General features: G+C 73.5%; 22 protein-coding genes and 1 pseudogene. 17 read left to right on the forward strand and 6 right to left on the reverse strand.

All coding sequences use genetic code 11. The features are described from left to right. Positions 1–313 (forward strand): annotated as a pseudogene (locus tag NH339_RS09865) (DNA polymerase Y family protein); the annotation flags it as partial. Between the two features lie 102 nt (positions 314–415). Then, on the forward strand, positions 416–3,937 hold the full coding sequence (locus tag NH339_RS09870; protein ID WP_253024875.1) for an error-prone DNA polymerase: 3,522 nt from the start codon (positions 416–418) through the stop codon (positions 3,935–3,937). A gap of 3 nt (positions 3,938–3,940) precedes the next feature. On the opposite strand, the gene eis is transcribed toward NH339_RS09870, so the two are convergent. Beyond that, a complete protein-coding gene (gene eis / locus NH339_RS09875; RefSeq protein ID WP_253024876.1) occupies positions 3,941–5,077 on the reverse strand; it encodes an enhanced intracellular survival protein Eis in 1,137 nt (378 codons plus the stop codon). A gap of 103 nt (positions 5,078–5,180) precedes the next feature. Between eis and NH339_RS09880 the strand changes: the two genes are divergently transcribed. The 8 genes from NH339_RS09880 (at position 5,181) to NH339_RS09915 (ending at position 14,117) form a co-directional block, all read left to right on the forward strand. Next, positions 5,181–5,861: an NUDIX domain-containing protein gene (locus NH339_RS09880; RefSeq protein ID WP_253024877.1), complete on the forward strand. Its 681-nt coding sequence runs from the start codon at positions 5,181–5,183 to the stop codon at positions 5,859–5,861. Then, entirely contained in the window at positions 5,858–7,198 is a 1,341-nt protein-coding gene (gene nadA / locus NH339_RS09885) for a quinolinate synthase NadA (protein WP_253024878.1), read from the forward strand. The genes NH339_RS09880 and nadA overlap by 4 nt, the downstream gene beginning before the upstream one ends. Position 7,199: 1 nt before the next feature. Continuing rightward, positions 7,200–8,762, forward strand: coding sequence for an L-aspartate oxidase (nadB, locus tag NH339_RS09890; RefSeq protein ID WP_253024879.1), 1,563 nt, complete (start codon positions 7,200–7,202; stop codon positions 8,760–8,762). Next, the gene (gene nadC / locus NH339_RS09895) at positions 8,756–9,637 is read left to right on the forward strand and encodes a carboxylating nicotinate-nucleotide diphosphorylase (protein WP_253024880.1); all 882 of its coding nucleotides are present in this window, start codon (positions 8,756–8,758) and stop codon (positions 9,635–9,637) included. The genes nadB and nadC overlap by 7 nt, the downstream gene beginning before the upstream one ends. Continuing rightward, positions 9,634–10,767: an aminotransferase class V-fold PLP-dependent enzyme gene (locus tag NH339_RS09900; RefSeq protein WP_253024881.1), complete on the forward strand. Its 1,134-nt coding sequence runs from the start codon at positions 9,634–9,636 to the stop codon at positions 10,765–10,767. Before nadC ends, NH339_RS09900 begins: the two co-directional genes overlap by 4 nt. A gap of 61 nt (positions 10,768–10,828) precedes the next feature. Then, positions 10,829–12,043 carry a cysteine desulfurase family protein gene (locus NH339_RS09905; RefSeq protein WP_253024882.1) on the forward strand — a complete coding sequence of 405 codons (1,215 nt, stop codon included), beginning with the start codon at positions 10,829–10,831 and terminating at the stop codon, positions 12,041–12,043. Next, entirely contained in the window at positions 12,043–13,149 is a 1,107-nt protein-coding gene (gene mnmA, locus NH339_RS09910; protein ID WP_253024883.1) for a tRNA 2-thiouridine(34) synthase MnmA, read from the forward strand. Before NH339_RS09905 ends, mnmA begins: the two co-directional genes overlap by 1 nt. Then, complete coding sequence (locus NH339_RS09915) at positions 13,146–14,117, forward strand: methionine synthase (protein ID WP_253024884.1); 972 nt, start codon at positions 13,146–13,148, stop codon at positions 14,115–14,117. The genes mnmA and NH339_RS09915 overlap by 4 nt, the downstream gene beginning before the upstream one ends. A gap of 6 nt (positions 14,118–14,123) precedes the next feature. Here the strand turns inward: NH339_RS09915 and NH339_RS09920 are convergent, their stop codons facing one another. Beyond that, a complete protein-coding gene (locus NH339_RS09920; RefSeq protein WP_158509191.1) occupies positions 14,124–14,300 on the reverse strand; it encodes a hypothetical protein in 177 nt (58 codons plus the stop codon). 92 nt (positions 14,301–14,392) lie between these two features. Between NH339_RS09920 and ligA the strand changes: the two genes are divergently transcribed. Then, entirely contained in the window at positions 14,393–16,840 is a 2,448-nt protein-coding gene (gene ligA / locus NH339_RS09925) for an NAD-dependent DNA ligase LigA (RefSeq protein ID WP_374208263.1), read from the forward strand. Positions 16,841–17,393: 553 nt separating this feature from the next. Here ligA and ppk2 read toward each other — a convergent pair. Next, positions 17,394–18,290: a polyphosphate kinase 2 gene (gene ppk2, locus NH339_RS09930; RefSeq protein WP_253024886.1), complete on the reverse strand. Its 897-nt coding sequence runs from the start codon at positions 18,288–18,290 to the stop codon at positions 17,394–17,396. Positions 18,291–18,378: 88 nt separating this feature from the next. On the opposite strand from ppk2, the gene gatC reads away from it, so the two are divergent. The 4 genes from gatC to NH339_RS09950 are packed head-to-tail and all read left to right on the forward strand — an operon-like array spanning position 18,379 to position 22,375. Continuing rightward, on the forward strand, positions 18,379–18,678 hold the full coding sequence (gene gatC / locus NH339_RS09935) for an Asp-tRNA(Asn)/Glu-tRNA(Gln) amidotransferase subunit GatC (RefSeq protein ID WP_067856425.1): 300 nt from the start codon (positions 18,379–18,381) through the stop codon (positions 18,676–18,678). Position 18,679: 1 nt separating this feature from the next. Then, positions 18,680–20,173, forward strand: coding sequence for an Asp-tRNA(Asn)/Glu-tRNA(Gln) amidotransferase subunit GatA (gene gatA, locus NH339_RS09940; protein ID WP_253024887.1), 1,494 nt, complete (start codon positions 18,680–18,682; stop codon positions 20,171–20,173). Then, positions 20,170–21,675 carry an Asp-tRNA(Asn)/Glu-tRNA(Gln) amidotransferase subunit GatB gene (gene gatB, locus NH339_RS09945; protein WP_253024903.1) on the forward strand — a complete coding sequence of 502 codons (1,506 nt, stop codon included), beginning with the start codon at positions 20,170–20,172 and terminating at the stop codon, positions 21,673–21,675. Before gatA ends, gatB begins: the two co-directional genes overlap by 4 nt. A 7-nt stretch (positions 21,676–21,682) precedes the next feature. Next, positions 21,683–22,375: a vancomycin high temperature exclusion protein gene (locus tag NH339_RS09950; protein ID WP_253024905.1), complete on the forward strand. Its 693-nt coding sequence runs from the start codon at positions 21,683–21,685 to the stop codon at positions 22,373–22,375. A 12-nt stretch (positions 22,376–22,387) separates the two neighbouring features. Here the strand turns inward: NH339_RS09950 and NH339_RS09955 are convergent, their stop codons facing one another. Together NH339_RS09955 and NH339_RS09960 are read right to left on the reverse strand one after the other, a co-directional pair. Further along, entirely contained in the window at positions 22,388–23,284 is an 897-nt protein-coding gene (locus NH339_RS09955) for an alpha/beta fold hydrolase (RefSeq protein WP_253024907.1), read from the reverse strand. A 66-nt stretch (positions 23,285–23,350) separates the two neighbouring features. Further along, a complete protein-coding gene (locus NH339_RS09960; protein WP_253024908.1) occupies positions 23,351–24,202 on the reverse strand; it encodes a RimK family alpha-L-glutamate ligase in 852 nt (283 codons plus the stop codon). Between the two features lie 56 nt (positions 24,203–24,258). On the opposite strand from NH339_RS09960, the gene NH339_RS09965 reads away from it, so the two are divergent. Next, the gene (locus NH339_RS09965; protein WP_253024909.1) at positions 24,259–24,945 is read left to right on the forward strand and encodes a hypothetical protein; all 687 of its coding nucleotides are present in this window, start codon (positions 24,259–24,261) and stop codon (positions 24,943–24,945) included. On the opposite strand, the gene NH339_RS09970 is transcribed toward NH339_RS09965, so the two are convergent. Then, the gene (locus tag NH339_RS09970; RefSeq protein ID WP_253024910.1) at positions 24,939–25,529 is read right to left on the reverse strand and encodes a Pycsar system effector family protein; all 591 of its coding nucleotides are present in this window, start codon (positions 25,527–25,529) and stop codon (positions 24,939–24,941) included. The two genes, NH339_RS09965 and NH339_RS09970, sit on opposite strands and share 7 nt — an antisense overlap. A 122-nt stretch (positions 25,530–25,651) precedes the next feature. Between NH339_RS09970 and NH339_RS09975 the strand changes: the two genes are divergently transcribed. Continuing rightward, the coding region (locus NH339_RS09975) for a hypothetical protein (protein ID WP_253024911.1) at positions 25,652–26,066 on the forward strand (415 nt) is incomplete at its 3' end.

The following is a 26,066-nucleotide window of genomic DNA, read 5'->3' on the forward strand; positions in this document are numbered from 1 at the left end:
GGTGCCGCCGCCGGCACCGGCCACCGTGTACGCCGCCCCGCGACCGGCCCAGGTCGTCGGACCGGGCGACCGGGTGGTCGGCGTCGACGGCCGCGGAGGGATCAGCTGCGAGCCGGTGCGGTTCCGCGCCACGGGCGACGAGCAGTGGCGTCCCGTCGCGTCGTGGGCCGGTCCCTGGCCCGTCGACGAGCTCTGGTGGGACGAGGCCGCCGCGCGTCGGGTGGCCCGCTTCCAGGTGGTCGGCGTCGACGGGACCGCCTGGCTCATGGTCGTCGAGAACGGCACCTGGTGGACCGAGGCCCGCTATGACTGACCGCCTCACGCCCACCCTCCCCGCTGAGCGTGACGTTCGCGGGGCCGCGAGCGCGTCCGCACCCCGCAAACGTCACGCTCAGCGGGGGAGGGGGAGGCGCTGATGGGCTGGAACAACCCCGACGTCACCTGGCGCGAGCTGGAGGCGCGGCTCTCCGGACGTCCGGCGCACGCACTCCCGCAGGACCGGCGTGCCGACCGCGACGGCGGGACGACCCTGCCGCCCGATCCCGTCGACGGCCGGTTGCCCGGCTCTGCCGATGGTCGGTTGCCCGACGGGGGCGACGGGCCGGCGTTCAGTCGCAAGCGACCGCGCTACGCACGTCCCACCGACGAGCCCGGTGCGTCGACGAGCGCGCCGACCGTCCCGTACGCCGAGCTGCACTGCCACAGCGACTTCAGCTTCCTCGACGGTGCCAGCGCACCCGAGGTCCTGGTCGAGCAGGCCGTCGACCTCGGGCTGGAGGCGTTGGCCCTGACCGACCACGACGGCTTCTACGGCGTGGCCCGCTTCGCCGAGGCGGCGCAGGAGCTGGGCCTGCCCACGGTGTTCGGCGCGGAGCTGTCGCTCGGTCTCACGGCGCCTCAGCAGGGGGTGCCCGACCCCGAGGGCAGCCACCTGCTCGTGCTCGCCCGTGGCGTGGAGGGCTACCACCGACTGGCCTCCGCCATCACCGAGGCGCAGCTGGCCGGCGACGAGAAGGGGCGACCGGTCTACGACCTCGAGCGGCTCGCCGAGCAGGGTCGCGGGCACTGGCACGTGCTCACCGGCTGCCGCAAGGGCTTCGTGCGCCAGGCGCTCGCCACCGGCGGACCGGCCGACGCGTCCCGCGCGCTGCGCCGCCTGGTCGACCTGTTCGGTGCCGACGCGGTCGACGTCGAGCTCACCCACCACGGCGGTCCGACCGACTCCACCGTGAACGACGCCCTGGCGGCGCTGGCCGCCCAGCACCACCTGCCCGTGGTGGCCACCGGCAACGTGCACGCGGCGACCCCCGGACGCACCCGCCTGGCCCAGGCGATGGCAGCCGTCCGCGCCCGACGCAGCCTGACCGACATGGACGGCTGGCTGGCGGCGTCGGGCCAGGCCTACCTGCGCTCGGGTGCGGAGATGCAGGTGCGCTTCGGCCGGTACCCCGGTGCGGTGGCGCGCTCGGTCGACGTCGCCCGGGCCGCGGCGTTCGACCTGCGTCGGGCGGCGCCGCGGCTGCCCCAGACCAAGGTGCCCGCCGGGTACACGCCGATGGAGTACCTGCGCGAGCTGGTGCGCCAGGGTGCCGACGACCTCTACGCGCACGACCGCGACCGCGCCGAGGAGCGGCTGCAGCGTGAGCTGGCCGTCATCGAGGCGAAGGGCTTCTGCGGCTACTTCCTCATCGTCCACGACATCGTCGCCGAGGCGCGGCGTCGCGGGATCCTGTGCCAGGGTCGCGGATCGGCCGCGAACTCCGCGGTCTGCTACGCCCTGCGCATCACGGCGGTCGACTCGATGCTCTACGACCTGCCGTTCGAGCGCTTCCTGGCCGCCACCCGCGACGAGGAGCCCGACATCGACGTCGACTTCGACGCCGACCGTCGGGAGGAGATCATCCAGTGGGTCTACGACCAGTTCGGCCGGCGCAACGCCGCCCAGGTGGCGAACGTCATCAGCTACCAGCCCCGCTCGGCCGTCCGCGACGTCGCCAAGGCGCTGGGCTACTCGGTGGGTCAGCAGGACGCGTGGAGCAAGGGCATCGAGTCGTGGCGGGCCGTCGAGACGGCCGAGGACCACCCGTTGCCGCCGTTGGTGCGCGAGCTCGCCGAGCAGCTGCTGAAGACGCCTCGCCACCTGGGCATCCACTCCGGTGGCATGGTGCTCACCGAGCGACCAGTCGGTGAGGTGGTGCCGATCGAGCGTGCCCGCATGGAGAGGCGCACGGTGCTGCAGTGGGACAAGGACGACTGCGCGTGGATGGGCCTGGTCAAGTTCGACCTGCTCGGCCTCGGGATGCTCGGGGCGATCCAGCACACGTTCGACCTGCTGGCCGAGCACACGGGGGAGCGGTGGGACCTCGCGTCGATCCCGAAGGAGGAGGGCGGAGTCTTCGACATGCTGTGCCTGGCGGACTCGGTGGGCGTGTTCCAGGTCGAGAGCCGGGCCCAGATCGGCACCCTGCCGCGTCTGCGGCCGCGCTCGTACTACGACCTCGTCATCGAGATCGCCCTCATCCGCCCGGGTCCCATCCAGGGCGGGGCGGTGCACCCGTACATCCGTCGCCGGCTGGGCAAGGAGCCGGTCGACCACATCCACCCGCTGCTGAAGCCGGTGCTGGAGCGCACGATGGGCGTACCGCTGTTCCAGGAGCAGCTCATGCAGATCGCGATGACGGTGGGCGACTGCACGGGTGACGACGCCGACCTGCTGCGGCGGGCGATGGGCTCCAAGCGGGGGACGGAGCGGATCGAGCGCCTGCGCGAGACCCTGTACGCCGGCATGCAGCGTCACGGCATCACGGGGGAGACCGCCGACGGGATCTACGAGCGGATCCAGGCGTTCGCGAACTTCGGGTTCGCCGAGAGCCACGCGCTCAGCTTCGGGCTGCTGGTGTACGCGAGCAGCTGGCTGAAGCTGCACGCCCCGGCCGCGTTCCTGGCGGCGCTGCTGCGCTCGCAGCCGATGGGCTTCTACTCCCCGCAGTCGCTCACCGCCGACGCCCGCCGGCACGGGGTGGAGGTCCGTCGACCCTGCATCGCCCGCTCCCAGGTCCACGCCGACCTGGAGCTCCTCGTCCCGGGTCGAGGGGCCGGCACCCCGACCGGGCTCGACACCTGCACCCACCGTGAGCAGCCCCCGACGGGCGACTTCGACGACACGCAGGCCCGTGACGTGCTGCAGGCCCGGCTGGCCGAGCACCGGCGCGACGGCCACCACGCGGTGCGGCTGGGGCTCACGGAGGTGCAGGGCATCGGGCAGGCCGACGCCGAGCGGGTCGTGGTGGCCCGGGCGGAGCGTGCGTTCACCGACATGGCCGACGTGGTGCGCCGCACGCGGTTGTCGGTGGCGCAGATGGAGGCCCTGGCCACGGCAGGGGCGTTCGACGTGTTCGGCCTCAGCCGACGCCAGGCGCTGTGGAACGCGGGCTACACCGACGCGCCCGACCTGCTGGAGGGCACGGCCGTGCAGGCGCCGCCGCCGATGCTGCCGGGCATGAGCGACGTCGAGCTGACCACGGCCGACCTGTGGGCCACGCGCATCTCACCCACCGACCACCCGTTCGTGCACCTGCGTCCCCTGCTGGTGCGCGAGGACGTCCGCGCGGTGCAGGAGTGCGCGTCGCTCGGCACGGGTCGGCGGATCCGGGTGGCCGGGCTCATCACCCACAAGCAGCGTCCGTACACGGCGTCGGGCGTCACGTTCCTCAACCTGGAGGACGAGACGGGCATGCTCAACGTGGTCGTGTTCGCCGATGTCTGGGCGCAGCACCGTCGGGTGCTGCAGAACGCGGCCGGCGTGGTCGTGCGCGGGGTCGTCGAGAACGTCGAGGGTGCGACGAACCTGCGCGCGGAGCGGATCGAGCGGATCGAGTCGCTGTACCCCGAGACGGCGGCGGCGATCGGCAGGCACCGCTCGCGCGACTTCCGGTGAGCGTCAGAAGTAGTCGTGCACCGTCACCGGGCCGCGGGTGAACAGCAGGTCCCAGGTGACGTCGTCGGCGGTGTCGCCCTCGACGTGCCCGAGGGACCTCAGCGTGGCCGAGGTCGCGGCGCCCGCGAACGTGAGCGCCAGGCCGCCGCGGGTGAACGTGCGGCCGCCGGTCGTCGTGCCCGTGGGCTCGACGTGCCCCGAGCCGTCGGCGACCGCAAGGGTGAGGGAGCGCCCGTCGACCGAGAACGGGAGGCGGGTGTCGATGCCGGGGTGCACGCGCGGCAGGGCCAGGGCGGCCGGGTCGAGCACCGCCAGCGCGTAGGGGGCCGACGAGACCGTCTCCGGGTGCGCCGTGCGCAGCAGGTGCTGCCACGGCGGCACGCCGCTGGTGCGGATCCGGACGGTCGGCGTGACCGACGCGAACGTCGACAGCAGGCTCAGCAGGGAGCGCAAAGCGTCGGCGTCGTCGGCCATCAGCTGCCCGACCACCAGCTCGCCCTCGGCGCCGTACCCGCGACCGCGGTCCCACGACACGTAGCCGAGGACCTCGCCCTCGCGCTCGGCGACGCTCACGCCGCTGACGCGCAGGGTCGGCGACTCCGTGAAGAGTGGTCCGGTGCGGGCGAGCGGTCCGTTCTCGCGGGCTGCCGCGCGGTCGTGGACGGCGCGGATCGCGTCGTCGTCGGCCGAGGTGGCCCGCCGCACGGGGGTGCTGCCGCCCACGGCGAGCGCGTGGGTCGGCAGCCGCACGTCGTCGAGCGAGGAGACGGTCTCGAACCCGAACCGCCGGTAGAGCGCCGGCGCGGTGGCGTACAGCGTCGAGACGAGCGCGCCACGTTCCCGGGCCTCGGCCAGCATGGCCGTGAACAGCGGACGGAGCAGACCGGCTCCGCGGTGCTCGGGCGCGACCGTGACCCCGCCGATCCCCGCGGTCGGTACGCGGACGCCGCCGAACCACGACGTGTACTCGCGGTCCAGCGCCGTCGCGACGATGCGCCCGCCGACCTCCGCACCCCACCAGCGCTTGCCGTCGACGATCAGGGGGACGGGGGGCTCCGGCGGGTCGAAGGCGCCGAACGCCTCGGTGAACTGGCGTCGCATGACGTCCTCGTCGGCCTCGGTCAGGCGGCGGATCTGCATGGCCCCCATCCTGGCCGGTGCCCGAGGAGTGAGATGCGCCGCACTTCGAGTTGAGCCGACCAGAAGGTGGGGTTAAGGTCAGGTCAACCCGAAGGGAGCAGCGATGCGCACCGACGTCGAGACCGACACCGGCCAGGTCAGCCTGGCGGTGTCCACGGTCATCTTCGCGCTGCGCCCGCACCCCACGACGGGCCGTACGACCCTGTGGCTGCCGCTCGTGCGCCGCATCCGCGAGCCGTACGAGGGGCGTTGGGCCCTCCCGGGCGGGCCGCTGCGCCCCGACGAGGACCTCGCGGCCTCGGCACGCCACACGCTCGAGCGCACCACCGGCCTCGCGCCGCGACACCTCGAGCAGCTGTACTCCTTCGGCGCGGTCGACCGCTCGCCCGAGGACCGGGTGGTCTCGATCGTCTACTGGGCGCTGGTCCGACCCGACGAGGACGCCCGTGCCACCGACGGCGAGAACGTCGAGTGGTTCGTCGCCGACGACGTCCGCGGGCTCGCCTTCGACCACGACGCGATCCTCCACTACGCCCTCGCGCGACTGCGGGCCAAGATCACGTACTCGCCGATCGCCTTCGCCTTCGTCACGCCCGAGTTCACGCTGGCCGACCTGCGCGCCGTGCACGAGGCCGTGCTCGACCGCTCGCTCGACCCCGCCAACTTCCGCCGCCAGGTCCTGGCGAGCGGGACCGTCACCCCCACCGGCTCCTACCTCACCGGCACGAGCCACCGTCCGCCCGCGCTGTACCGGCGCGCGGCTCTCCCCGAGGAGATCCGATGACCAGCACCCTGTCCACCGGTCCCGTCCCCACCGGGTCCGTCCACGACGTCGTCACCGCACGGCCCGGCGACACGTGCGACGCCGAGCTGGCCGAGGGCCCCTGGCTCTTCGACCTCGTGCCCGGCTACGGACCCGGGGCGTCCGAGGACGACGTCGTCCCCGAGCCGGTGGTACGTCCCGGCCAGCTGCCCGTCGCCTACCAGCGGATGGACGACGCCGACCTGCACGAGCGGATCCGCGCGGCGAAGGAGGCGCTCGGCGACCGGCTCGTCGTGCTCGGGCACTTCTACCAGCGCGACGAGGTCGTGCAGCACGCCGACTTCGTGGGCGACTCCTTCCAGCTCGCCAACGCGGCGCTCACCCGTCCCGACGCCGAGACCATCGTCTTCTGCGGCGTGCACTTCATGGCCGAGACCGCCGACATCCTCGCGCGGCCGGAGCAGCACGTGATCCTGCCCAACCTGGCCGCGGGCTGCTCCATGGCCGACATGGCCGACGAGGAGTCGGTGGAGACCGCGTGGGAGGAGCTCGAGCGCGTCTACGCCGACCCCGTCACGGGCATGGGTCCCGACGCCGGTGGCAAGGTGCCCGTCCTGCCGGTCACCTACATGAACTCCTCGGCCGCCCTCAAGGCGTTCTGCGGTCGCCACGGCGGCATCGTCTGCACGTCGTCCAACGCCGCCACGGTGCTGGAGTGGGCGTTCGAGCGGGCACACCGGGTGCTCTTCTTCCCCGACCAGCACCTCGGTCGCAACACGGCCAAGGCCCTGGGCGTGCCGCTGGACCGCATGCCGATGTGGAACCCGCGCAAGCCGCTCGGCGGCAACACCGACGAGCAGCTGCAGGACGCGCAGGTGCTGCTGTGGCACGGCTTCTGCTCGGTGCACAAGCGGTTCACCGTCGCGCAGATCGAGCAGGCGCGCGCGGAGCACCCCGGCGTCAAGGTGGTCGTGCACCCCGAGTGCCCGATGCCGGTCGTGGACGCCGCCGACGCCGCCGGGTCGACCGACCTCATCCGCACGTACGTGGCGGCCAGCCAGCCGGGCGACGTCATCGCCATCGGCACCGAGGTCAACCTGGTGAACCGGCTCGCGGCCGAGCACCCCGACCGCACGATCTTCTGCCTCGACCCCGTCGTGTGCCCCTGCTCGACGATGTACCGGATCCACCCGGGCTACCTCGCCTGGGTGCTCGACGGCCTGCTGGAGGGCGAGGTCCGCAACGAGATCGTCGTGCCCGACGACGTCGCGCGTGACGCGAAGGTCGCCCTGGAGCGGATGCTCGCCGCGCGACCGAAGGACGCCTCCCCGGTCGCCGTCTCCGGGAGGGGTGCCTGAGGTGAGGCACGTGGTCGTCGTCGGCAGCGGCGTCGCCGGACTCACCGCGGCGCTGGAGGCGGCAGCCCGACCCGGGGTACGGGTCACGCTGCTCACGAAGGCCGACCTCGTCACCAGCAACACCAGCTGGGCGCAGGGAGGCGTGGCGGTGGTCACCGACCCCGCTGACAGCGTCGCGTCGCACGTCGCCGACACGGTGGCCGCCGGCGCGGGGCTCTCGGACGAGGACGCCGTGCAGGTGCTCTGCTCCGCGGGTCCCGACGCGGTCGCCGCCCTCGTGCGGCGTGGGGTGCGCTTCGACGTGCACCACGGCGAGCTGGCCCGAGGACTGGAGGCCGCCCACTCCCACGGGCGCATCCTGCACGCCGGTGGCGACGCGACGGGCGCCGCCATCTCCGACGCCCTGGTCGAGCGGGTGCGCGCGAGCGACGTCGAGGTGCGCGAGCGGACGATGGCCGTCGACCTCGTGGTCCACGACGGCGTGGTCCGGGGCGTCGTCCTCCTCGACGGCGCGGTGCTGCACGGCGACCAGGTGGTGCTCGCCACCGGGGGAGCGGGCCAGCTCTACCCGTACACGACCAACCCCGCCGTGGCCACGGGCGACGGCCTGGCGATGGCACTGCGGGCGGGGGCGGTCTCCGCCGACCTCGAGCTCTACCAGTTCCACCCCACCGCCCTCGCGGTGCCGGGGAGCCCGCTCGTGTCCGAGGCCGTGCGGGGCGAGGGTGCCGTGCTGCGCGCCGCGGACGGCCACCGGTTCATGCTCGACGTCCACCCCGACGCCGAGCTCGCCCCTCGCGACGTCGTGGCGCGGGGCATCGCGGAGCAGATGGCTCGTCAGGGCGGCGCCCCCGTCCTGCTCGACGCGACCGCGCTCGGGGCCGACTTCCTCGCCCGCCGCTTCCCGACCATCGACGCGTCGGTGCGCTCGCTCGGGCTCGACTGGGGGCGCGAGCCGGTCCCGGTCGCCCCGGCGGCGCACTACTTCATGGGCGGGATCCGCACCGACCTGTGGGGACGCACGTCGCTGCCGGGGCTGCTGGCCGTCGGCGAGGTCGCCTGCAACGGTCTGCACGGAGCCAACCGGCTCGCGTCCAACTCGCTGCTCGAGGGAGCGGTGTACGGACGGCGGGTGGTCGAGGCCGCGGTGGCCGCGCCGCGTGCGGCCGACGACGTCGACGAGAGCTGGGCGGCACCCGTCCTCGTGCCTCCCGCGGACACCGACGACCCGTTGCCGCTCACCCGGACCGACCTCCAGCGGCTGCTGTGGGACACGGCGGGGCTGCGACGTGACGAGGTCGGGCTGCGGCACGCGGTCGAGACCCTGCAGCGGGTCGACACGAGCGTGCCCGCGGGGAGTGACGTGAAGGCGGTCGAGGACGCCAACCTGCGCACCGTCGCGCGGGCGCTGGTCGTCTCGGCGCTGGAGCGTCGGGAGTCACGCGGTGGCCACTTCCGCACCGACGCTCCCACCCCCGGGCCGGTGGCCCGGCACAGCGCCGTGGTCCTGTCCCGGACCGCCCTTCCGCGTGGGGTCGCAGCGACGGCGGGTGCCTCGTGCTGACCCGGCGCCAGGTGCGCCGCGTCGTCGACCTCGCCCTCGACGAGGACGCACCGTCCGGCGACCTCACGTCCGAGGTGTTCGTGCCGGAGACCGCCGTCGCGCGAGCCTCGGTCGTGGCGCGCGAGGCCGGCGTCATGGCCGGTGGCGACGTGGTCGTCGAGACGTTCGCCACGGTCGACCCGGCGGTCGTGGTCGAGGTCCTGCGCGCCGACGCGGAACCGTTCGCCGCGGGCGACGTCCTCGCCACCGTCGAGGGCCCGGCGCGGGCCGTGCTGCGCGGCGAGCGCGTGGCCCTCAACCTCGTCCAGCGGCTGTGCGGGATCGCGACCCTGACGGCCCGGTACGTCGAGGCGGTCGAGGGCACGGGCGTACGGATCGTCGACACCCGCAAGACGACGCCCGGGCTGAGGGCGCTGGAGCGGCACGCCGTCCGGTGCGGCGGCGGACGCAACCACCGCTTCTCGCTCTCCGACGCCGTGATGGCGAAGGACAACCACCTGGCGCTCGTCGACGACGTGACCGCCGCGATCCGTCAGGCGCGCGATCAGCTGCCCCACACCACCCACGTCGAGGTCGAGGTCGACCGGCTCGACCAGGTGGAGGCCGTGCTGGCCGGCGGCGTCGACACGATCATGCTCGACAACTTCACGCCCGACGACCTGCGGACGGGGGTCGCGCTCGTCGCGGGCCGCGCGATCGTCGAGGCGAGCGGTGGCATCACGCTCGAGACCGTCGGCGACGTGGCGCGCACCGGCGTCGACGTGATCAGCATCGGCGCCCTGACCCACTCCGTCCGCGCGCTCGACCTCGGGCTCGACGTCGAGGTCGGCGGGGCCGGAGGTGCCGACGCAGGGGCGACGGGACCGGCCGAGTGATCTACCTCGACGAGGCGGCGACCACGCCGTTGCGCCGCGACGTGCTCACCGCCATGGGTCCCTACCTGGGGCCGGCGTTCGGGAACCCGTCGAGCCACCACGAGATCGGCGACGCCGCCCGCGCCGGGCTCGAGCAGGCGCGGGCCGACGTCGCGGAGGCTCTCGGTGCGCGCCCTGGCGAGGTCACGTTCACCTCCGGGGGCACCGAGGCGGCCAACACGGCCCTCAAGGGCATCGCGCTCGCCCAGCCGCGGGGGCGCCACGTCGTCGTGAGCGCCGTCGAGCACCCGGCGGTCCTGGAGTCGGCTCGCTGGCTCGGCCGCATCGGGTACGACGTCACCGAGCTGGCAGTCGACGGCGACGGGCTCGTCGACCCGGACGACCTGGCTGCGGTCCTGCGTGACGACACGACCGTGGTGAGCGTGCAGCACGCCAGCAACGAGGTGGGCACCGTCCAGCCGGTCGCCGCGCTGGCGGAGGTGGCGGCGCGGCACGAGGTGCCGTTCCACACCGACGCGGTCCAGTCGGCGGCCTGGCCCGACCACGACGGACTGACGCTCGACGTCGGAGCGCTGGGCGTCCAGGCGCTCAGCCTGTCCGCGCACAAGCTCGGCGGACCCAAGGGCGTCGGCCTGCTGTGGGTGCGTCGAGGGGTGCGCGTCGAGCCGCTCGTGCACGGCGGCGGCCAGCAGGGCGGCCGACGCTCCGGCACCGAGGACGTCGCGGGTGCGGTCGGTCTCGCGGCTGCGTTGCGGCTCACGCGCTCGGCCGGCACGTCGGCGGCGGAGGTGGCGGCGCGGCGTGACCGCTTCGTCGCGGCGGTGCTGGAGTCGGTCCCGGGCGCCGCACTGACGGGTCACCCCGCGCGTCGTCTCCCGGGGCACGCGTCCTTCGTGCTCCCCGGACGGTCGGGGGAGTCGGTGCTGCTCGACCTCGAGCGCCGCGGCGTCGTCTGCTCCAGCGGGTCTGCCTGCCACGCCGGCAGCGACGAGCCGAGCCACGTCCTCGTGGCGATGGGAGTGCCGGGAGAGGTGGCGCAGACGGCGGCGCGCTTCACCTTCGGGCGCTCGGTGACCGACGAGCAGCTCGCCGACGCGGCTCAGGCGCTGGCCGACGTCTGCGGCCGGTGAGCGCGACGCCTCGGCCAGCGCGCGACGACGCGGTGGTGCGCCGGTCTACCCTGGTGACGTCATGACGTCCGAGAACAGCGCGCCGGCTCCCGTGGTCTACCTCGACCACGCAGCCACCACGCCGATGCACCCCGAGGCGGCCCAGGTGCTCACCGAGCAGCTGGCGCGCACGGGCAACGCGTCGAGCCTGCACGCCTCGGGCCGCGCTGCGCGGCGGGTGGTGGAGGAGTCGCGCGAGGTGATCGCGGAGTGCCTCGGCGCTCGCCCGTCGGAGGTCGTGTTCACCTCCGGGGGCACGGAGGCGAACAACCTGGCGATCAAGGGCCTGTACTGGGCCCGGCGTGACGCCGACCCCGCCCGCGACCGCGTGCTGTTCAGCTCCATCGAGCACCACGCCCTGCTCGACCCCGTCACGTGGCTGGCAGCCCACGAGGGTGCCCGCATCGACACGACCCCCGTCGACCGGCAGGGACGCGTCGTCGTGGAGCGGCTGCGCGAGCAGATCGAGGCCGACCCGGCGTCGGTGGCGGTGGTCACCACGATGTGGGCCAACAACGAGATGGGGACCGTGCAGCCGGTCGACGACGTCGTCGCGCTGGCGAGGGAGCACGCGATCCCGGTGCACAGCGACGCCGTGCAGGCCGCCGGCTACCTCCCGCTCGACTTCGCGGCCTCCGGGCTCGACGCGATGACGGTCACCGCGCACAAGCTGGGCGGGCCCGTCGGGGTGGGCGCGCTGCTGGTGCGCCGCGAGGTGGCTCCCGTGCCGCTCGTCCACGGCGGCGGGCAGGAGCGCGACCTGCGCTCCGGGACCGTCGGGGTGGCGCTGATCGCCGCGTTCGCGCGGGCGCTCGAGATCACCGTCGAGCGGCAGGCCCAGGTCTCCGCGCGGATCGAGCGTCTCCGGCAGAGGCTGGTCACCGGTCTGCTGCGGGTCGTCCCCGACGCCGTCGTCAACGGCGACCCCGAGCCCGGTCCGCAGCACCGGCTCCCGAACATCGCCCACGTGACGTTCCCGGGCTGCGAGGGCGACGCCATGCTCATGCTGCTCGACGCCCAGGGCATCGAGGTGTCCACGGGCTCGGCCTGCCAGGCGGGCGTGCCGCAGCCCAGCCACGTGCTCCTCGCCATGGGCTACGACGACGCCGCCGCCCGCGGGTCGCTGCGGCTGAGCCTGGGCCACACCAGCACCGAGGCCGACGTCGACCGGCTGCTCGCCGCCCTCCCGCAGGTGCGCGAGCGCGCCGTCACGGCCTCCCTCGTCAGGGGACGCTGATGGCACGGCTCGTCGCCGCCATGTCGGGCGGTGTCGACTCCGCCGTCGCCGCGGCCCGGGCGGTCGAGGCCGGGCACGACGTCACCGGCGTGCACCTCGCCCTCAGCCGCAACCCGCGGTCGTACCGCTCCGGTGCGCGGGGCTGCTGCTCCATCGAGGACGCCGGCGACGCCCGTCGCGCCGCCGACGTGCTCGGCATCCCGTTCTACGTCTGGGACATGAGCACCGAGTTCGCCGACGAGGTGGTCGACGACTTCGTCGCGGAGTACGCGGCCGGCCGCACCCCGAACCCGTGCCTGCGCTGCAACGAGAAGATCAAGTTCGCCGCCGTGCTCGACCGCGCGCTCGCCCTGGGCTTCGACGGCGTCGTCACCGGCCACTACGCCCTCCTCGAGACCGGGGCGGGCGGTGACGTCGAGCTCCACCGGGCCCAGGACGCGGGCAAGGACCAGAGCTACGTGCTGGGCGTGCTCACGCAGGAGCAGCTCCGGCACTCGCACTTCCCGCTCGGCGGCTCGGTCAAGACCGACGTGCGCGCCGAGGCCGCCCGCCGCGACCTGCAGGTGGCCACCAAGCCCGACAGCCACGACATCTGCTTCGTCGCCGACGGCGACAACGCCGGGTGGCTCGCCGAGCGGCTCGGCCCCCGCCCCGGGACCATCGTCGACGAGGACGGCACCGTCCTGCGCGAGCACGACGGCGCCTACGCCTACACGATCGGCCAGCGCCGGGGCCTGCGGCTGGGCGTCCCGGCCGACGACGGCAAGCCGCGCTTCGTGCTCGACATCGAGCCGGTGTCGGGCACGGTGACGGTGGGCCCGCGCGAGCGCCTCCTCGTCGACGTGCTGGAGGCCGACCGGCCCCTGTGGTGCGGTCCGGCCCCGGACGGTCCGCTCGAGTGCACCGTGCAGCTGCGCGCCCACGGCGCCGAGCACCGGGCGGTCGTCGAGGTCGACGGCGACCTCGTCCGGGTGCGGCTGCACGACCCCGCCGAGGGCATCGCCCCCGGCCAGGCCGTCGTCGTGTACGTCGGCACCCGCGTGGTCGGCTCCGCCACCATCACGGCCACGTCGCGCGTCGAGGTCGGCGTCGGGGACGGCAGGTGAGGGCCACCGGCATCGGCTCCCTGCCCGGTGAGGACTACGCCGAGAGCGCCGCGATGGTGCTTGGCACGCTCGACGACCTCGTCTTCGTGCCCGAGCTGCCGGCGCGTGGCGTCGCCGCCCAGATGGTCGGCAGGTCGCTCGCCGTGCTCGACGGCCTGGGCGCCGACCTCCAGCCCGCCGGATGGCGTCTGCTCGACGCCTCGGGCGTCGACCACCGCCGAGCCCGCTCCCTGCTCGCGCAGGACCTCGACGTCCTCGAGGAGGTCGCCCAGGACCGGGAGGGCACCGTGAAGCAGCAGGTCGCCGGACCGTGGACGTTGGCGGCGACCGTCGAGCTCCAGCGGGGCGAGAAGGTCCTGTCCGACCACGGGGCACGACGCGACCTCGCGCACGCGCTCGCGTCGGGGGTGGCCGACCACGTGGCGTCGCTGCGTCGACGCTTCCCGCGCTCGCCGCTCGTGCTGCAGGTCGACGAGCCGGCCCTGCCGGCGGTGCTGGCGGCGCAGGTACCGACGTCGTCGGGCTTCGGCCGCTACCGCACCGTCGACCTGCCCGAGGCCGACGCCCTGCTGCGGCTCGTCGTCGACGCCGTCCGCGACGCCGGAGCCACACCCGTGGTGCACTGCTGTGCGCCCGCGGTCCCCGTCTCCCTCCTGCACGGCGTCGGCTTCGACGCGATCGCGTTCGACCTCGGCCTGGTCGAGGCGGCCACCGGCGGGGGTGCGGATGCCTGGGCCGAGGCCTTCGAGGCAGGGACGGACCTCTGGGTCGGGGCGCTGCCGTCGACCGACGTCGCGTTCGACCCGGCCGCGTCCCGACGTCGGATCGAGGACTGGACCGGACGGCTCGGGTTCGGCGAGGACGCCTGGCACGACCGCGTCGTGGTCACGCCCGCCTGCGGTCTCGCGGGCGCGTCGCCCGCCTTCGCCCGCCGCGTGCTCGCGGAGGCCGTGGGACTGGCGCGCTGAGGTGCGCTAGACGATCTCGTCAGGGTCGGGCCGCGACCCGAGACGCACCACGGCGATGCCGACCACCACGGCGACCCCGCACGCGAGGTCGGCGGCGAGCCCGTCGAGGACGAAGAACCCGACGAGCCCCGCCACGACGAGCAGGGCTCCGAGGACGATCGGGACGAGGCGTCGGGGGCTCATGCGTCCACCGTGTCAGGGCGCTGCCGACGTCGCACCCGCGGCGCGTCCGTCGGCTCGTCGACGAGGGGTGGACGTCGGAGGTCGGTCCTAGGATGAACGACGTGACCGAGGCCCCGCAGAACCCGTTGGACCTGACCCTCGACCAGGCGCGTGCCGAGGCCGAGCAGCTCGTCGAGCGCATCAACGAGGCCCGTGACGCGTACTACGGCGACGACGACTCCCGGGTCGACGACCAGACCTACGACGGCTGGATGCGCCGGCTCGAGGAGCTCGAGCGGCTGCACCCCGAGATCCAGGGTCAGGACTCGCCGACCCTGTCGGTCGGCGCCGCCCGCAGCTCCGAGCTCGCGCCGGTCGAGCACGCCGAGCGCATGCTCAGCCTCGACAACGTCTTCTCGCCCGAGGAGCTCACCGCGTGGTGCGAGAAGACCCGCGCCTCGGCCGGGCGCGACGTCCGGTGGCTCACCGAGGTCAAGATCGACGGGCTGGCCCTCTCCCTGCGCTACGAGCACGGCCGCCTCGTCAGCGCAGCGACCCGGGGCGACGGCCGGGTCGGCGAGGACGTCACGACCAACGCGGTACGACTGCCCGGCGTCCCACGACGGCTCGACGGCGAGGGACACCCACCGCTCGTCGAGGTCCGGGGAGAGGTCTTCATCGCGGTGGCCGCGTTCGAGCGGCTCAACGCGCTCCAGGCCGACCTGCGCGAGCGGGTCGTGGCCGAGATGACCGCGCGTGGCGTCGAGCAGGACCGGGCCGAGGCTGCCGCCGCCCGACGCTTCCCGGCCTTCGCCAACCCTCGCAACGCGGCCAGTGGCGGCCTGCGTCAGCTGCTGGGCAAGAAGGACGGGCTCGAGCGTGAGGCGGGGGAGGCGCGGATCGCGGCGCTGTCGCTCTACGTGCACGGCATCGGCGCCTGGGAGCGCCCGCCGGTCGCCGCGCAGAGCGAGGTCTACGACCTGCTCGCGTCGTGGGGCCTGCCCACCAGTCCGCACTCGCGGGTCTACGACTCCGTCGACGACCTCCTCGCGCGCGTCGCCGAGCTCGGCCAGGACCGGCACGCGATCGAGCACGAGATCGACGGCGTCGTCGTCAAGGTCGACGAGCTCGCGCTGCACCCCGAGCTCGGTGAGACGAGTCGCGCGCCCCGCTGGGCGATCGCCTACAAGTTCCCGCCCGAGGAGGTGCACACCCGCCTGCTCGACATCGTCGTCTCCGTCGGCCGCACCGGTCGGGCCACGCCGTTCGCCGTCATGGAGCCGGCGCAGGTCGCGGGCAGCGTCGTGCGGCAGGCCACCCTGCACAACAAGGACGTCGTCCGGCAGAAGGGCGTGCTCATCGGCGACACGGTCGTCCTGCGCAAGGCCGGCGACGTCATCCCCGAGGTGCTGGGCCCGGTCGTGGAGCTGCGCGACGGCAGCGAGGTCGAGTTCGTCATGCCCGACGACTGCCCCGTGTGCGGCACGCCGCTGCGGCCCATGAAGGAGGGCGACGTCGACCTCCGCTGCCCGAACGCGCAGACCTGCCCGGCGCAGGTGCGGGGCCGGGTGGAGCACGTCGGGTCGCGGGGTGCGCTCGACATCGAGGCGCTGGGCGAGGTCACGGCCGCCGCGCTCACGCAGCCGACGGTGCCGGAGGAGCCGCCGCTGCGCAGCGAGGCGGGGCTGTTCGACCTCGACCTCGACACGCTCGTGCCGATCGAGGTGGTCGTGCGCGACGCCGAGACCGGCGAGCCACGCATCGACGAGCGCACGGGCGAGCCGGTGCGCCGTGCCCCGTTCCAGCGGGTCGAGGTCACCTACCCGCCCGGGTACGAGGACGCGTCGCCCGCGGAGCGTCGGGCGGCGGGCGTGCGCAAGGACCACCGCGTCCTGCACCCGTCGGCGCAGGCGCTCACGCTGGTCGACGAGCTCGAGAAGGCCAAGACGAAGGACTTCTGGCGTCAGCTCGTGGCACTGTCGATCCGCCACGTCGGCCCGGTCGCGGCACGGGCGCTGGCGCAGTACTTCGGCTCACTCGAGGCGATCCGCGAGGCCGACCGCGACACGCTCGCGCAGGTCGACGGCGTCGGCCCGATCATCGCCGACTCGCTGCTGGAGTGGCTCGCCGTCGACTGGCACCAGGAGATCCTCGACCGCTGGGGCGCGGCCGGCGTCCGGTTCGCGATCCCCGACCACCCCGGTCCCGGTGCGGCGTCCACCGGCGGCGGCACCCTCGACGGGCTCACCATCGTCGTCACCGGCTCGCTCGAGGACTTCACGCGCGACTCCGTCAAGGAGGCGATCCTCGCGCACGGGGGCAAGGCCGCCGGGTCGGTGAGCAAGAAGACCGACTACGTCGTCGTCGGCGACAACCCCGGCTCCAAGGCCGACAAGGCCGAGCAGCTCGGCGTGCCCATCCTCGACGAGGCGGCCTTCAAGACGCTGCTCGCCGAGGGCCCGCCGCGCGAGGAGCCGGACGCCGAGGCGGAGGACGAGCCGACCACCGACGAGGCGACCACCGACGAGGCGACCACCGACGAGGCGCCTGCCGGAGACTGAGCTCGGCGTCTCGGGCTTGCTGGTGCGCTGCCGCAGGGGGTCTCGTCCTGCTGGTGCGCTGCCTCGGCCTTCGCTGGGGGTGGCCTCGGAAAGGGCCTCGACCGGCAGCGGGTCTGGGGGTGGTCTCGGGTCTCGGGGTCTGGTCTGGGCCCGTGAGTGACGCACGATTCTTCGTTTCTGCGTTCTGGGGCCAACATTCTGCGTTGGTGCGTCCTATCGGTGGATCTGCAACCGCAGGAGCGCTTCTGCGGTTGCAGATCCACCGCCCGTGGGGGTGAGCGGGGGAGGAATCTTCCTTGAGGTGCAGAAGTCCGAACGCTTCCGCGTTGGCGACGGGATCCCGTAGGAGACGCAGAATCCTTGGACTCCTAGCGCACGAACGCAGCATCCCGCGTCCACCCCGAGCGAAACCCGCAGCCCAGGACCCCAGACCAGCACCGATGCCAGCCGCCCGGTCGAGGCCTTTTCGGAGACCATCCCCAGCGAGGGCCGAGGCAGCGCACCAGCAGGACGAGACCGACCGCAGGCAGCCCACCGCCAGCCCCGAGACGCCTCAGTCCACGTCGGCGGAGTCGGGGTCGAAGAGGTCCGCGGCGGCGCCGACGACGAGGGGGTCGGGGGTGCGGACGACGTCGTGGTCCTTGCCGGGGTAGTCGAAGCGGTGCAGCACGTGGCGCATGGCCTCGAGGCGGGCGCGCTTCTTGTCGTTGCTCTTCACGACGGTCCAGGGGGAGTGCTTGGTGTCCGTCCGGCGGAACATGGCCTCCTTCGCGTCGGTGTAGGCGTCCCACTTGTCCAGGGAGGCGAGGTCCATGGGGGAGAGCTTCCACTGACGGACCGGGTCGATCTGGCGGATCGTGAACCGGGTGAGCTGCTCGGCCCGCGAGACGGAGAACCAGAACTTCACGACGTGGATGCCGTCGTTGACGAGCATCTTCTCGAACGCGGGCGCCTGCTTGAGGAACTCCGTGTACTGCTCGGGCGTGCAGAAGCCCATCACCCGCTCGACGCCGGCCCGGTTGTACCAGGAGCGGTCGAAGAACGTGATCTCGCCCGACGTCGGCAGGTGGTAGACGTAGCGCTGGAAGTACCACTGGCCCTGCTCGCGGTCGGTCGGCTTGACCAGCGCGACGACCCGGGCGCCGCGGGGGTTCAGGTGCTCGGTGAAGCGCTTGATGGTGCCGCCCTTGCCGGCCGCGTCGCGGCCCTCGAACAGCAGGACGAGACGCTGCCCGGACTCCTTGACCCAGCTCTGCAGCTTGATCAGCTCGATCTGCAGCAGACGCTTCTCCAGCTCGTACGTGTCCCGGTCCAGACGCTCGGTGTACGGGTAGCCCTCGCGCCACGTGTCGACGGCCAGGCCGCCGGCGTCGAGGAGGACGGGATCGTCGTCGTCGGAGTCGTCGACGGAGAAGGCGGACAGCTGTACCGGGCTGAGGGTCTCGAGCACGACGCGCAGCGTAGGGGAGGCCGGTGAACGTGAGGTGACTCCTCACTACGATGGGTCGGTACCCGCACCCCAGCCGCAAGGGAGACGCATGTCGTCGGCCATCTCGCGTGAGGACGTCGCCCACCTGGCGAACCTCGCGCGCATCTCGCTCAGCGAGGACGAGCTCGATCGGCTGGGCGCCGAGCTGCCCGCCATCCTTGACCACGTCGCCGCGGTCCAGGAGGCCGCGAGCGCCGACGTGCCCGCCATGAGCCACCCCGTGCCGATCGACAACGTCTTCCGCGACGACGTCGTCCGCCCCGGTCTCACGCCCGACGAGGCCCTCGCGGGCGCGCCCGCCAGCGAGGAGCAGCGCTTCCTCGTGCCGCAGATCCTGGGGGAGGACTGACATGAGCGACCCCATCCGCCTCAAGGCCGCCGAGATCGCCGACGCGCTCGCCGACGGCAGCCTGACGTCCGTCGACGTCACGCAGGCCCACCTCGACCGGATCGCCGACGTCGACGACCGGCTCGGCGCGTTCCTGCACGTCGACGCCGAGGGGGCGCTGGCCACCGCGGCCGACGTCGACGCGCGCCGTGCCGCAGGCGAGACGCTGCCGACGCTGGCCGGCGTGCCGGTGGCCGTGAAGGACCTCATCAACACGGTCGGCCAGCCCACCACGGCCGGCTCGCGGATCCTCGAGGGCTGGGTGCCGCCGTACGACGCCACCGTCGTCTCGCGTCTGCGCGCCGCCGGGCTGCCGATCCTCGGCAAGACGAACCTCGACGAGTTCGCGATGGGCTCGTCCAACGAGCACTCCGCCTACAAGCCTGCCCGCAACCCCTGGGACACCGAACGCATCCCCGGCGGCTCCAGCGGCGGGTCGGCCGCCGCCGTCGCCGGCTACGAGGCACCGCTCGCGCTGGGCACCGACACCGGCGGCTCGATCCGCCAGCCCGGCGCCATGACCGGCATCGTGGGCGTCAAGCCGACGTACGGCGGGGTCTCGCGGTACGGCGTCATCGCCATGGCCAGCAGCCTCGACCAGGTCGGTCCGATGGCCCGTTCCGTGCTCGACGCCGCCCTGCTGCACGAGGTGCTCGCCGGCCACGACCCGCTCGACTCCACCAGCCTCGACGCCCCCGTGCCCTCGGTCGTCGACGCCGCACGCCGCGGCGACGTCGCGGGCCTGCGGGTCGGCGTCGTCAAGGAGCTCGGTGGCGAGGGTTTCCAGCCCGGGGTCCAGCAGCGCTTCGACGAGACCGTCGAGCTGCTCGCGCAGGCCGGGGCGGAGGTCGTGGAGGTCTCGTGCCCGAGCTTCGAGCACGGCATCGCCGCCTACTACCTGGTCATGCCGAGCGAGGTCTCGAGCAACCTGGCCCGCTTCGACGCCATGCGGTACGGCCTGCGGGTCACGCCCGACGGCCAGCTCGCGAGTGCCGAGCAGGTCATGGCGGCCAGCCGCGACGCCGGCTTCGGCGACGAGGTCAAGCGCCGCATCATCCTCGGCACCTACGCGCTGTCGAGCGGCTACTACGACGCCTACTACGGCTCGGCCCAGAAGGTGCGCACCCTGGTGGCGCGCGACTTCGCGGCCGCCTTCGAGCAGGTCGACGTGCTCGTCTCGCCCACGGCGCCCACGACGGCGTGGCGGCTGGGCGAGAAGAGCGACGACCCGCTCGCGATGTACCTCGAGGACGTCGCGACGATCCCGGCCAACCTGGCCGGCGTGCCGGGCCTCAGCCTGCCCGTCGGGCTCGCCGGCGACACCGGCCTGCCCGTGGGCGTGCAGGTGCTCGCCCCGGCCCAGGCCGACGACCGGTTGTACAACGTCGGCGCCGCCCTCGAGCGGCTCGTCGACGCACCCGCCCTGTCCGACATCGACGCGGGAGCCGCCCGATGAGCACGCAGACCACTCCCGCACTGGTCCCCTTCGACCGGGCGATCGAGCGCTACGACCCCGTGCTCGGGCTCGAGGTGCACGTCGAGCTGAGCACCGCCACGAAGATGTTCTGCGGGTGCGCCACGACGTTCGGCGCCGAGCCGAACACGCAGGTCTGCCCGGTGTGCCTCGGCCTCCCGGGTGCGCTGCCGGTCGTCAACGCGAAGGCCGTCGAGTCGGCCATCCGCATCGGGCTCGCGCTCAACTGCGAGATCGCCGAGTGGTGCCGGTTCGCGCGGAAGAACTACTTCTACCCCGACATGCCGAAGAACTTCCAGACGTCGCAGTACGACGAGCCGATCGCGTTCGACGGCTACGTCGACCTCGACGTCGAGGGTGAGACCTTCCGCATCGAGGTCGAGCGCGCCCACATGGAGGAGGACACCGGCAAGTCGCTGCACGTCGGCGGTGCGACGGGTCGTATCCACGGGGCCGACCACTCGCTGCTCGACTACAACCGCGCCGGGATCCCGCTCATCGAGATCGTCACGCGCACGATCGAGGTGCCTGCCGAGAAGGCCCCGGCCGTCGCACGCGCCTACGTCCAGCACCTGCGCGACCTCATGGTGGCGCTCGACGTCTCCGACGCCCGGATGGACCAGGGCTCCCTGCGCGCCGACGTCAACCTCTCGCTCAAGCCGAAGGGCTCCACGACGCTGGGCACGCGCAGCGAGACGAAGAACGTCAACTCCTTCCGCTCGGTGGAGCGGGCGGTGCGCTACGAGGTCTCGCGGCACGCGGGCGTGCTCGACGCCGGCCAGAGCATCCTGCAGGAGACCCGGCACTTCCACGAGGCCGACGGCTCGACCTCGCCGGGACGTCCGAAGTCCGATGCCGACGACTACCGCTACTTCCCCGAGCCCGACCTCGCGCCGGTCTCGCCCTCGCGGGACTGGGTCGAGCAGCTGCGCGGAACCCTGCCAGAGCCCCCGGCGGAGCGGCGCAAGCGGCTGCAGGCCGAGTGGGGCTTCTCCGACCTCGACATGCGCGACACCGTCGGCGCGGGGGCGCTGGAGCTGGTCGTCGCGACGGTGGCCGCAGGCGCCACGCCGGCCGCGGCGAAGAAGTGGTGGCTGGGCGAGCTGGCCCGACGTGCCAACGAGGCGGGCGTGGGTCTGGACGAGCTGGGCGTCACGCCCGAGCAGGTCGCGGGCGTCCAGGCGCTCATCGACGAGGGTCGGGTCAACGACAAGCTGGCGCGGCAGGTCCTCGAGGGCGTCCTGGCGGGGGAGGGCTCGCCCGAGGAGGTCGTGACCGCCCGCGGGCTCGAGGTCGTCTCCGACGACGGTGCCCTCGGAGCGGCCGTCGACGCCGCGATCGCCGCGAACCCCGACGTCGCGCAGAAGATCCGCGACGGCAAGGTGCAGGCGGCCGGCGCGCTCATCGGTGCCGTGATGAAGGAGATGCGCGGCCAGGCCGATGCCGGACGCGTGCGCGAGCTGATTCTCGAGAAGCTCGCCTGAGCGCCCCGTGACGACGCACGAGGGCGAGGACGTCGGCCGCCGACCGAGGCCGTGGTCGCGGCTGCTGGTCGTCTCGGCCCTCGCTCTCGGCGTCGTCGGCGTCGCGCTGGTCGTGGTCGCGAACCTCCTGGTCGTGGGTCGCACCTCCGAGCGGCTCACGCGTCAGGTCGACGACCTCGACCCGGCGCAGGTCGCGATCGTGCCGGGGGCCGGCGTGTACCCCGACGGCTCGCTGGGGCGCCCTGTCGAGCAGCGCGTGCGTGCTGCCCTCGAGCTCTACGACCGGGGGCTGGTCGAGAAGATCCTGGTCTCGGGCGACAACGGCACCCCGAGCTACAACGAGCCCGACGCCATGCGCGACGCCGTCCTCGAGGCCGGCGTGCCGGCCGCCGACGTGTTCACGGACTACGCCGGCTTCAGCACGTGGCACACCATGCGGCGCGCCCGCGACGTCTTCGAGGCCGACACCGCGATCGTCGTCACCCAGGGCGTCTACGCCGCCCGTACCGTCGACCTCGGCGTGGCGGCCGGGCTCGACGTGCAGGGCTACGTCGTCAGCGAGGGCGGCCGGCGCGCACGGGAGTGGCTCGCCCGCGTGCGGGGACTCGGCGAGGCGACGTTCCGCCCGCGGGTGACGCCGGGCCCGGCGATCCCGATCACCGGCGACGGTCGCACGTCGTGGGCCGACGACCCCGCCTGACGACGGCCGGTCTCACGTCCCGCGCAGCGCCTCGATCCGCTCCAGGAGGAGCTGCAGCTCCTCGAGCACGACGTCGGGGTGCTCGACGGGGATGAAGTGGGTCGCGTCGAGCTCGCGGAAGCGGGACCTGCGGACGTTCTGCGAGGCGGTGTACATGTCGCGCGCCCCGGTGAGCACGTCCCAGCGTCCCGCGACGAACGTGGTCGGCACGTCGATGGCGGACAGACGCACCCGCGCGTGCTTGGACACGCCCAGGGCGAGCCGGGCGTACCAGGCGGGGTGCGTGGTGAAGAACTCCTTCACCATGGCCTGCAGGTCGGCGGTGTCGGCGGCGGGGTCGATGAGCCGTGCGTGGCGCAGCAGGTCCGTCGTCGAACGGGTCCAGGGCAGCCTGCGGGTCACCGGTGCGAGACCGTGACCCGTCACCGTGGTCACCCGGGCCAGACCGACCATCAGCTGCCGGGCGAGGAACGGCGGGACGTGCAGGGGAGCGAGCATCGTCCCGAACGTGTTGCCCGGGACGCCGGCGACGGCCAGGATGCCCTCGACCCGCTCCGGGTGACGCCCGGCGAGCTCGAAGGCCACCGTCACGCCGGTCGACCAGCTCAGCACGGGCGCCGACTCCAGGCCCGCGTCGTCCATCACGGCCAGGGCGTCCTCGACGAAGGAGTCGAGGTCGACACGACCGTCCGCGGGACGGGCCGAGCCGCCGACGCCGCGGTGGTTCCAGGAGACGACCCGCACGCCGCAGTCCGGGTTGAGCAGGGTCGGCCAGGCGTAGGGGTTGGTGCCGAGCCCGTTGCACAGCAGCACGGTCGGTCCGTCGGCGTCGTTGGTCCAGGCGCGCAACCGCGTGCCGTCGGCGCTGATGACGTCGTGGAAGCGCACGAGGCCGGGGGTCTGGCTCACGGGCGACGATCCTGCCCGCTCGCGGGGCCGTCCGCAACGCGTTCGACGGAACTCGACCGCGTGGTGCTACCCGGACAGCCGCGACTCGAGGGCGCCGGCGAAGGTCGTGGCGCCCGTCGCGGTGTGCGGCAGGAAGAACGACGGCTCCGTCAGCTCGAGCTCCATGAGGCGCGGACGACCGTCGGGCCCGGTCACGACGTCGACCCGGGCGTACAGCAGCTCCTGGCCGGTGAGCTCCCGTGCCACGCGCACCGCGTGCTGGGCGAAGGCCACCTGGTCGGCGGACGGCTCACGCGGCCCGATGTCCTCCTTCAGCTCCGGGAGGCTGCGGGGGTCGTCGCCACGGGCGAGGAGGGCACCCTTGCGGAAGGCGTGCGACACGGTGCCGCCGAAGAGGAGGATGCCCGTCTCGCCCTCGGTGTCGACGGCGTCGACGTAGGGCTGCACCATCGTGGCGCGACCGGAGTCGAGCAGGCGACGGCTGTGCGCGACGGCCAGCTCCGGGTCGCTCCAGCGGGCGGTGTCGGCCGCGCCGGCCGAGACGGTCGGCTTCACCACCCACTCGTCGGCCGCCGGCAGGTCGTCGACGGACCGCACCGACCACGCCGTGGGCACGACTGCCACGCCCGCCTCGTCGAGGGTCCGCAGGTAGGTCTTGTCGGTGTTCCACCGCAGCACGGCGGCGGGGTTGGCGAGCCGCGGCACTGCGTCGGCCCAGGCGAGGAACTCAGCGCGCCGCGGCACGTAGTCCCAGCAGGAGCGGACGACGACGAGGTCGTAGCCGTCCCAGTCGACGTCGGCGTCGTCCCAGTCGACGGTGTGCGCGTCGATCCCGCGGGCGGTCACGGCCGCGGTGAGCAGGGGAAGGTCGGGATCGAGGTGTCGGAAGTCTTCGCCGACGGCCCAGGCGATGCGCATGAGGCCATGATGTCAGGGACACTTTCTGTCTTACCTGAAGGCATAGACTTATCTTCATGACGGAGCTGTCGACGCGGGTGACGATGATCGTCGACCTCGTCGGCTCGCGCCGGCACGCCGACCGCGCCTGGGTGCACCGGGCGTTCACGGACGCCTTGGCCGCCGTCAACGGGACCGTGCCCGCCGAGCAGCCGCTCGAGCCCACGGTCGGCGACGAGGCGCAGGCTCGGTACGCGACGGTCGAGGAGGCGCTGAGGTCGTCGTTGCTGCTGCGCCTCGAGCTGCCGGATCAGCTCGACGCCCGCACCGGCATCGGTGTGGGCCCGGTGCAGCACCTCGGGCACGGGGCCGTCGGCCTGCTCCAGGACGGCCCGGGCTGGTGGGCCGCCCGGGACGCCATCAACGAGGCGAAGGCGCGGGAGACGGGCCGCGACCGCACGCTGCGGACCTGGTACGTCGTTGCCGACGGCGTGCCGCGGGGCGGCGAGCACCCGGACCCGGCCCACGTCGACGCCTTCCTGCTGCTTCGCGACGAGATCGTCAGCGGCATGCTGCCGCGGTCGCGGCGGCTGCTGCGCGGCGTGCTCGACGGTCGGACCCAGGCTGACCTCGCCGACGAGGAGGGCATCAGCGCCTCCGCGGTCTCGCAGAACCTGCGCCGCAGCGGCGCCTACGCCGTCCTGCACGCGCACGACCTGCTGCGGCACGGCACCGTGCTCACGCCCCCCGCGCCGGGTCAGTAGCCCACCAGTGCCGCGAGGACGAAGAACGGCACGGACGCCCCGGCCAGACGCATCGCGAGGCGGACCCAGTGGTACTTGCGCGCCACGATCCGCGACAGCTCGTAGAGCTGGTGCCGGGTCCGCGCCGGCAGGGTCGGCGGCTGGGCGTCGAGCGAGGCGTCGAGCGCCTCACGGGAGTCGAACGCGGCGACGTGGCCCCAGTAGTAGACCTGGGGGGACGGCGGGGGCACGGTGAACCGCGGCCACACGGCGAGCGCCGCCGCACCGACGGAGCCGGCGGCGAGCAGGGCGCCGACGTACCAGATCGTCCGTCCGGCGACGTCGAGCTCGGCGGGGCTCCAGTCCCGCGCGATGAGTCCGGCGAGGAGGGCGCCGAAGCCGATGCCCAGCACCGCGAGCACCATCGAGGCCTTGTGGTCGGCCGCGCCCACCTCGTTGCGGGCCTCCGCGAGGATGCTCAGCTCGACCTCGATCGCCTCGACGGGAGCGTCAGCGGGCGCCTCGTCAGGAGCGTCCGCGGCCGCGGTGGACGGCGTGGCCTCGGACGGGGCGTCGGCCGAGGGGTCGGCGGGCCGGTCGGTCATGGTGCTCCTCTCCGCCGTCATCGTGCCACGAGCCTCGGACGTCCTGGCGCGACGCGACGGCACATCAAGCCCTCAGGCTTGATTCACATGAATCAAGCCTCGAGCATTGATATAGTGCAGGCATGTTCGCCCTCACCCTCGACCAGCGCCGGAGCCGTCAGGCCGCCGACGCGGTGCCCGACCTCCTGCGCATGGTGGACGCGACGCCGACGGTGCGAGGCTTCGAGCGCACCGTCGGCGACGAGGTGCAGGCGCTCGTGGACGATCCCGTGGTCGCCGTCGACGTCGTGGCGCTGGTCGCGCGGACGCAGCGCTGGTGGGTCGGGGTCGGCGTCGGTGACGTCGAGACCCCCCTGCCGACGTCGGTGCGGGCCGCGCGAGGTCCTGCCCTGTACGCGGCGCGGACGGCGGTCGAGCGCGCGGCGCGGTGTCCTGCAGGCGTCGCGCTCGACGTCGGGGCGGGGCGCGAGGAGGAGGCCGGCGTCGACGCCGAGACGGTGCTCCAGGTGCTGGCGCGGCTCGTCGCCGACCGGTCGG

Origin of the sequence: Aeromicrobium sp. CnD17-E, from assembly GCF_024124745.1 — a bacterium.
GTDB lineage: Bacteria > Actinomycetota > Actinomycetes > Propionibacteriales > Nocardioidaceae > Aeromicrobium.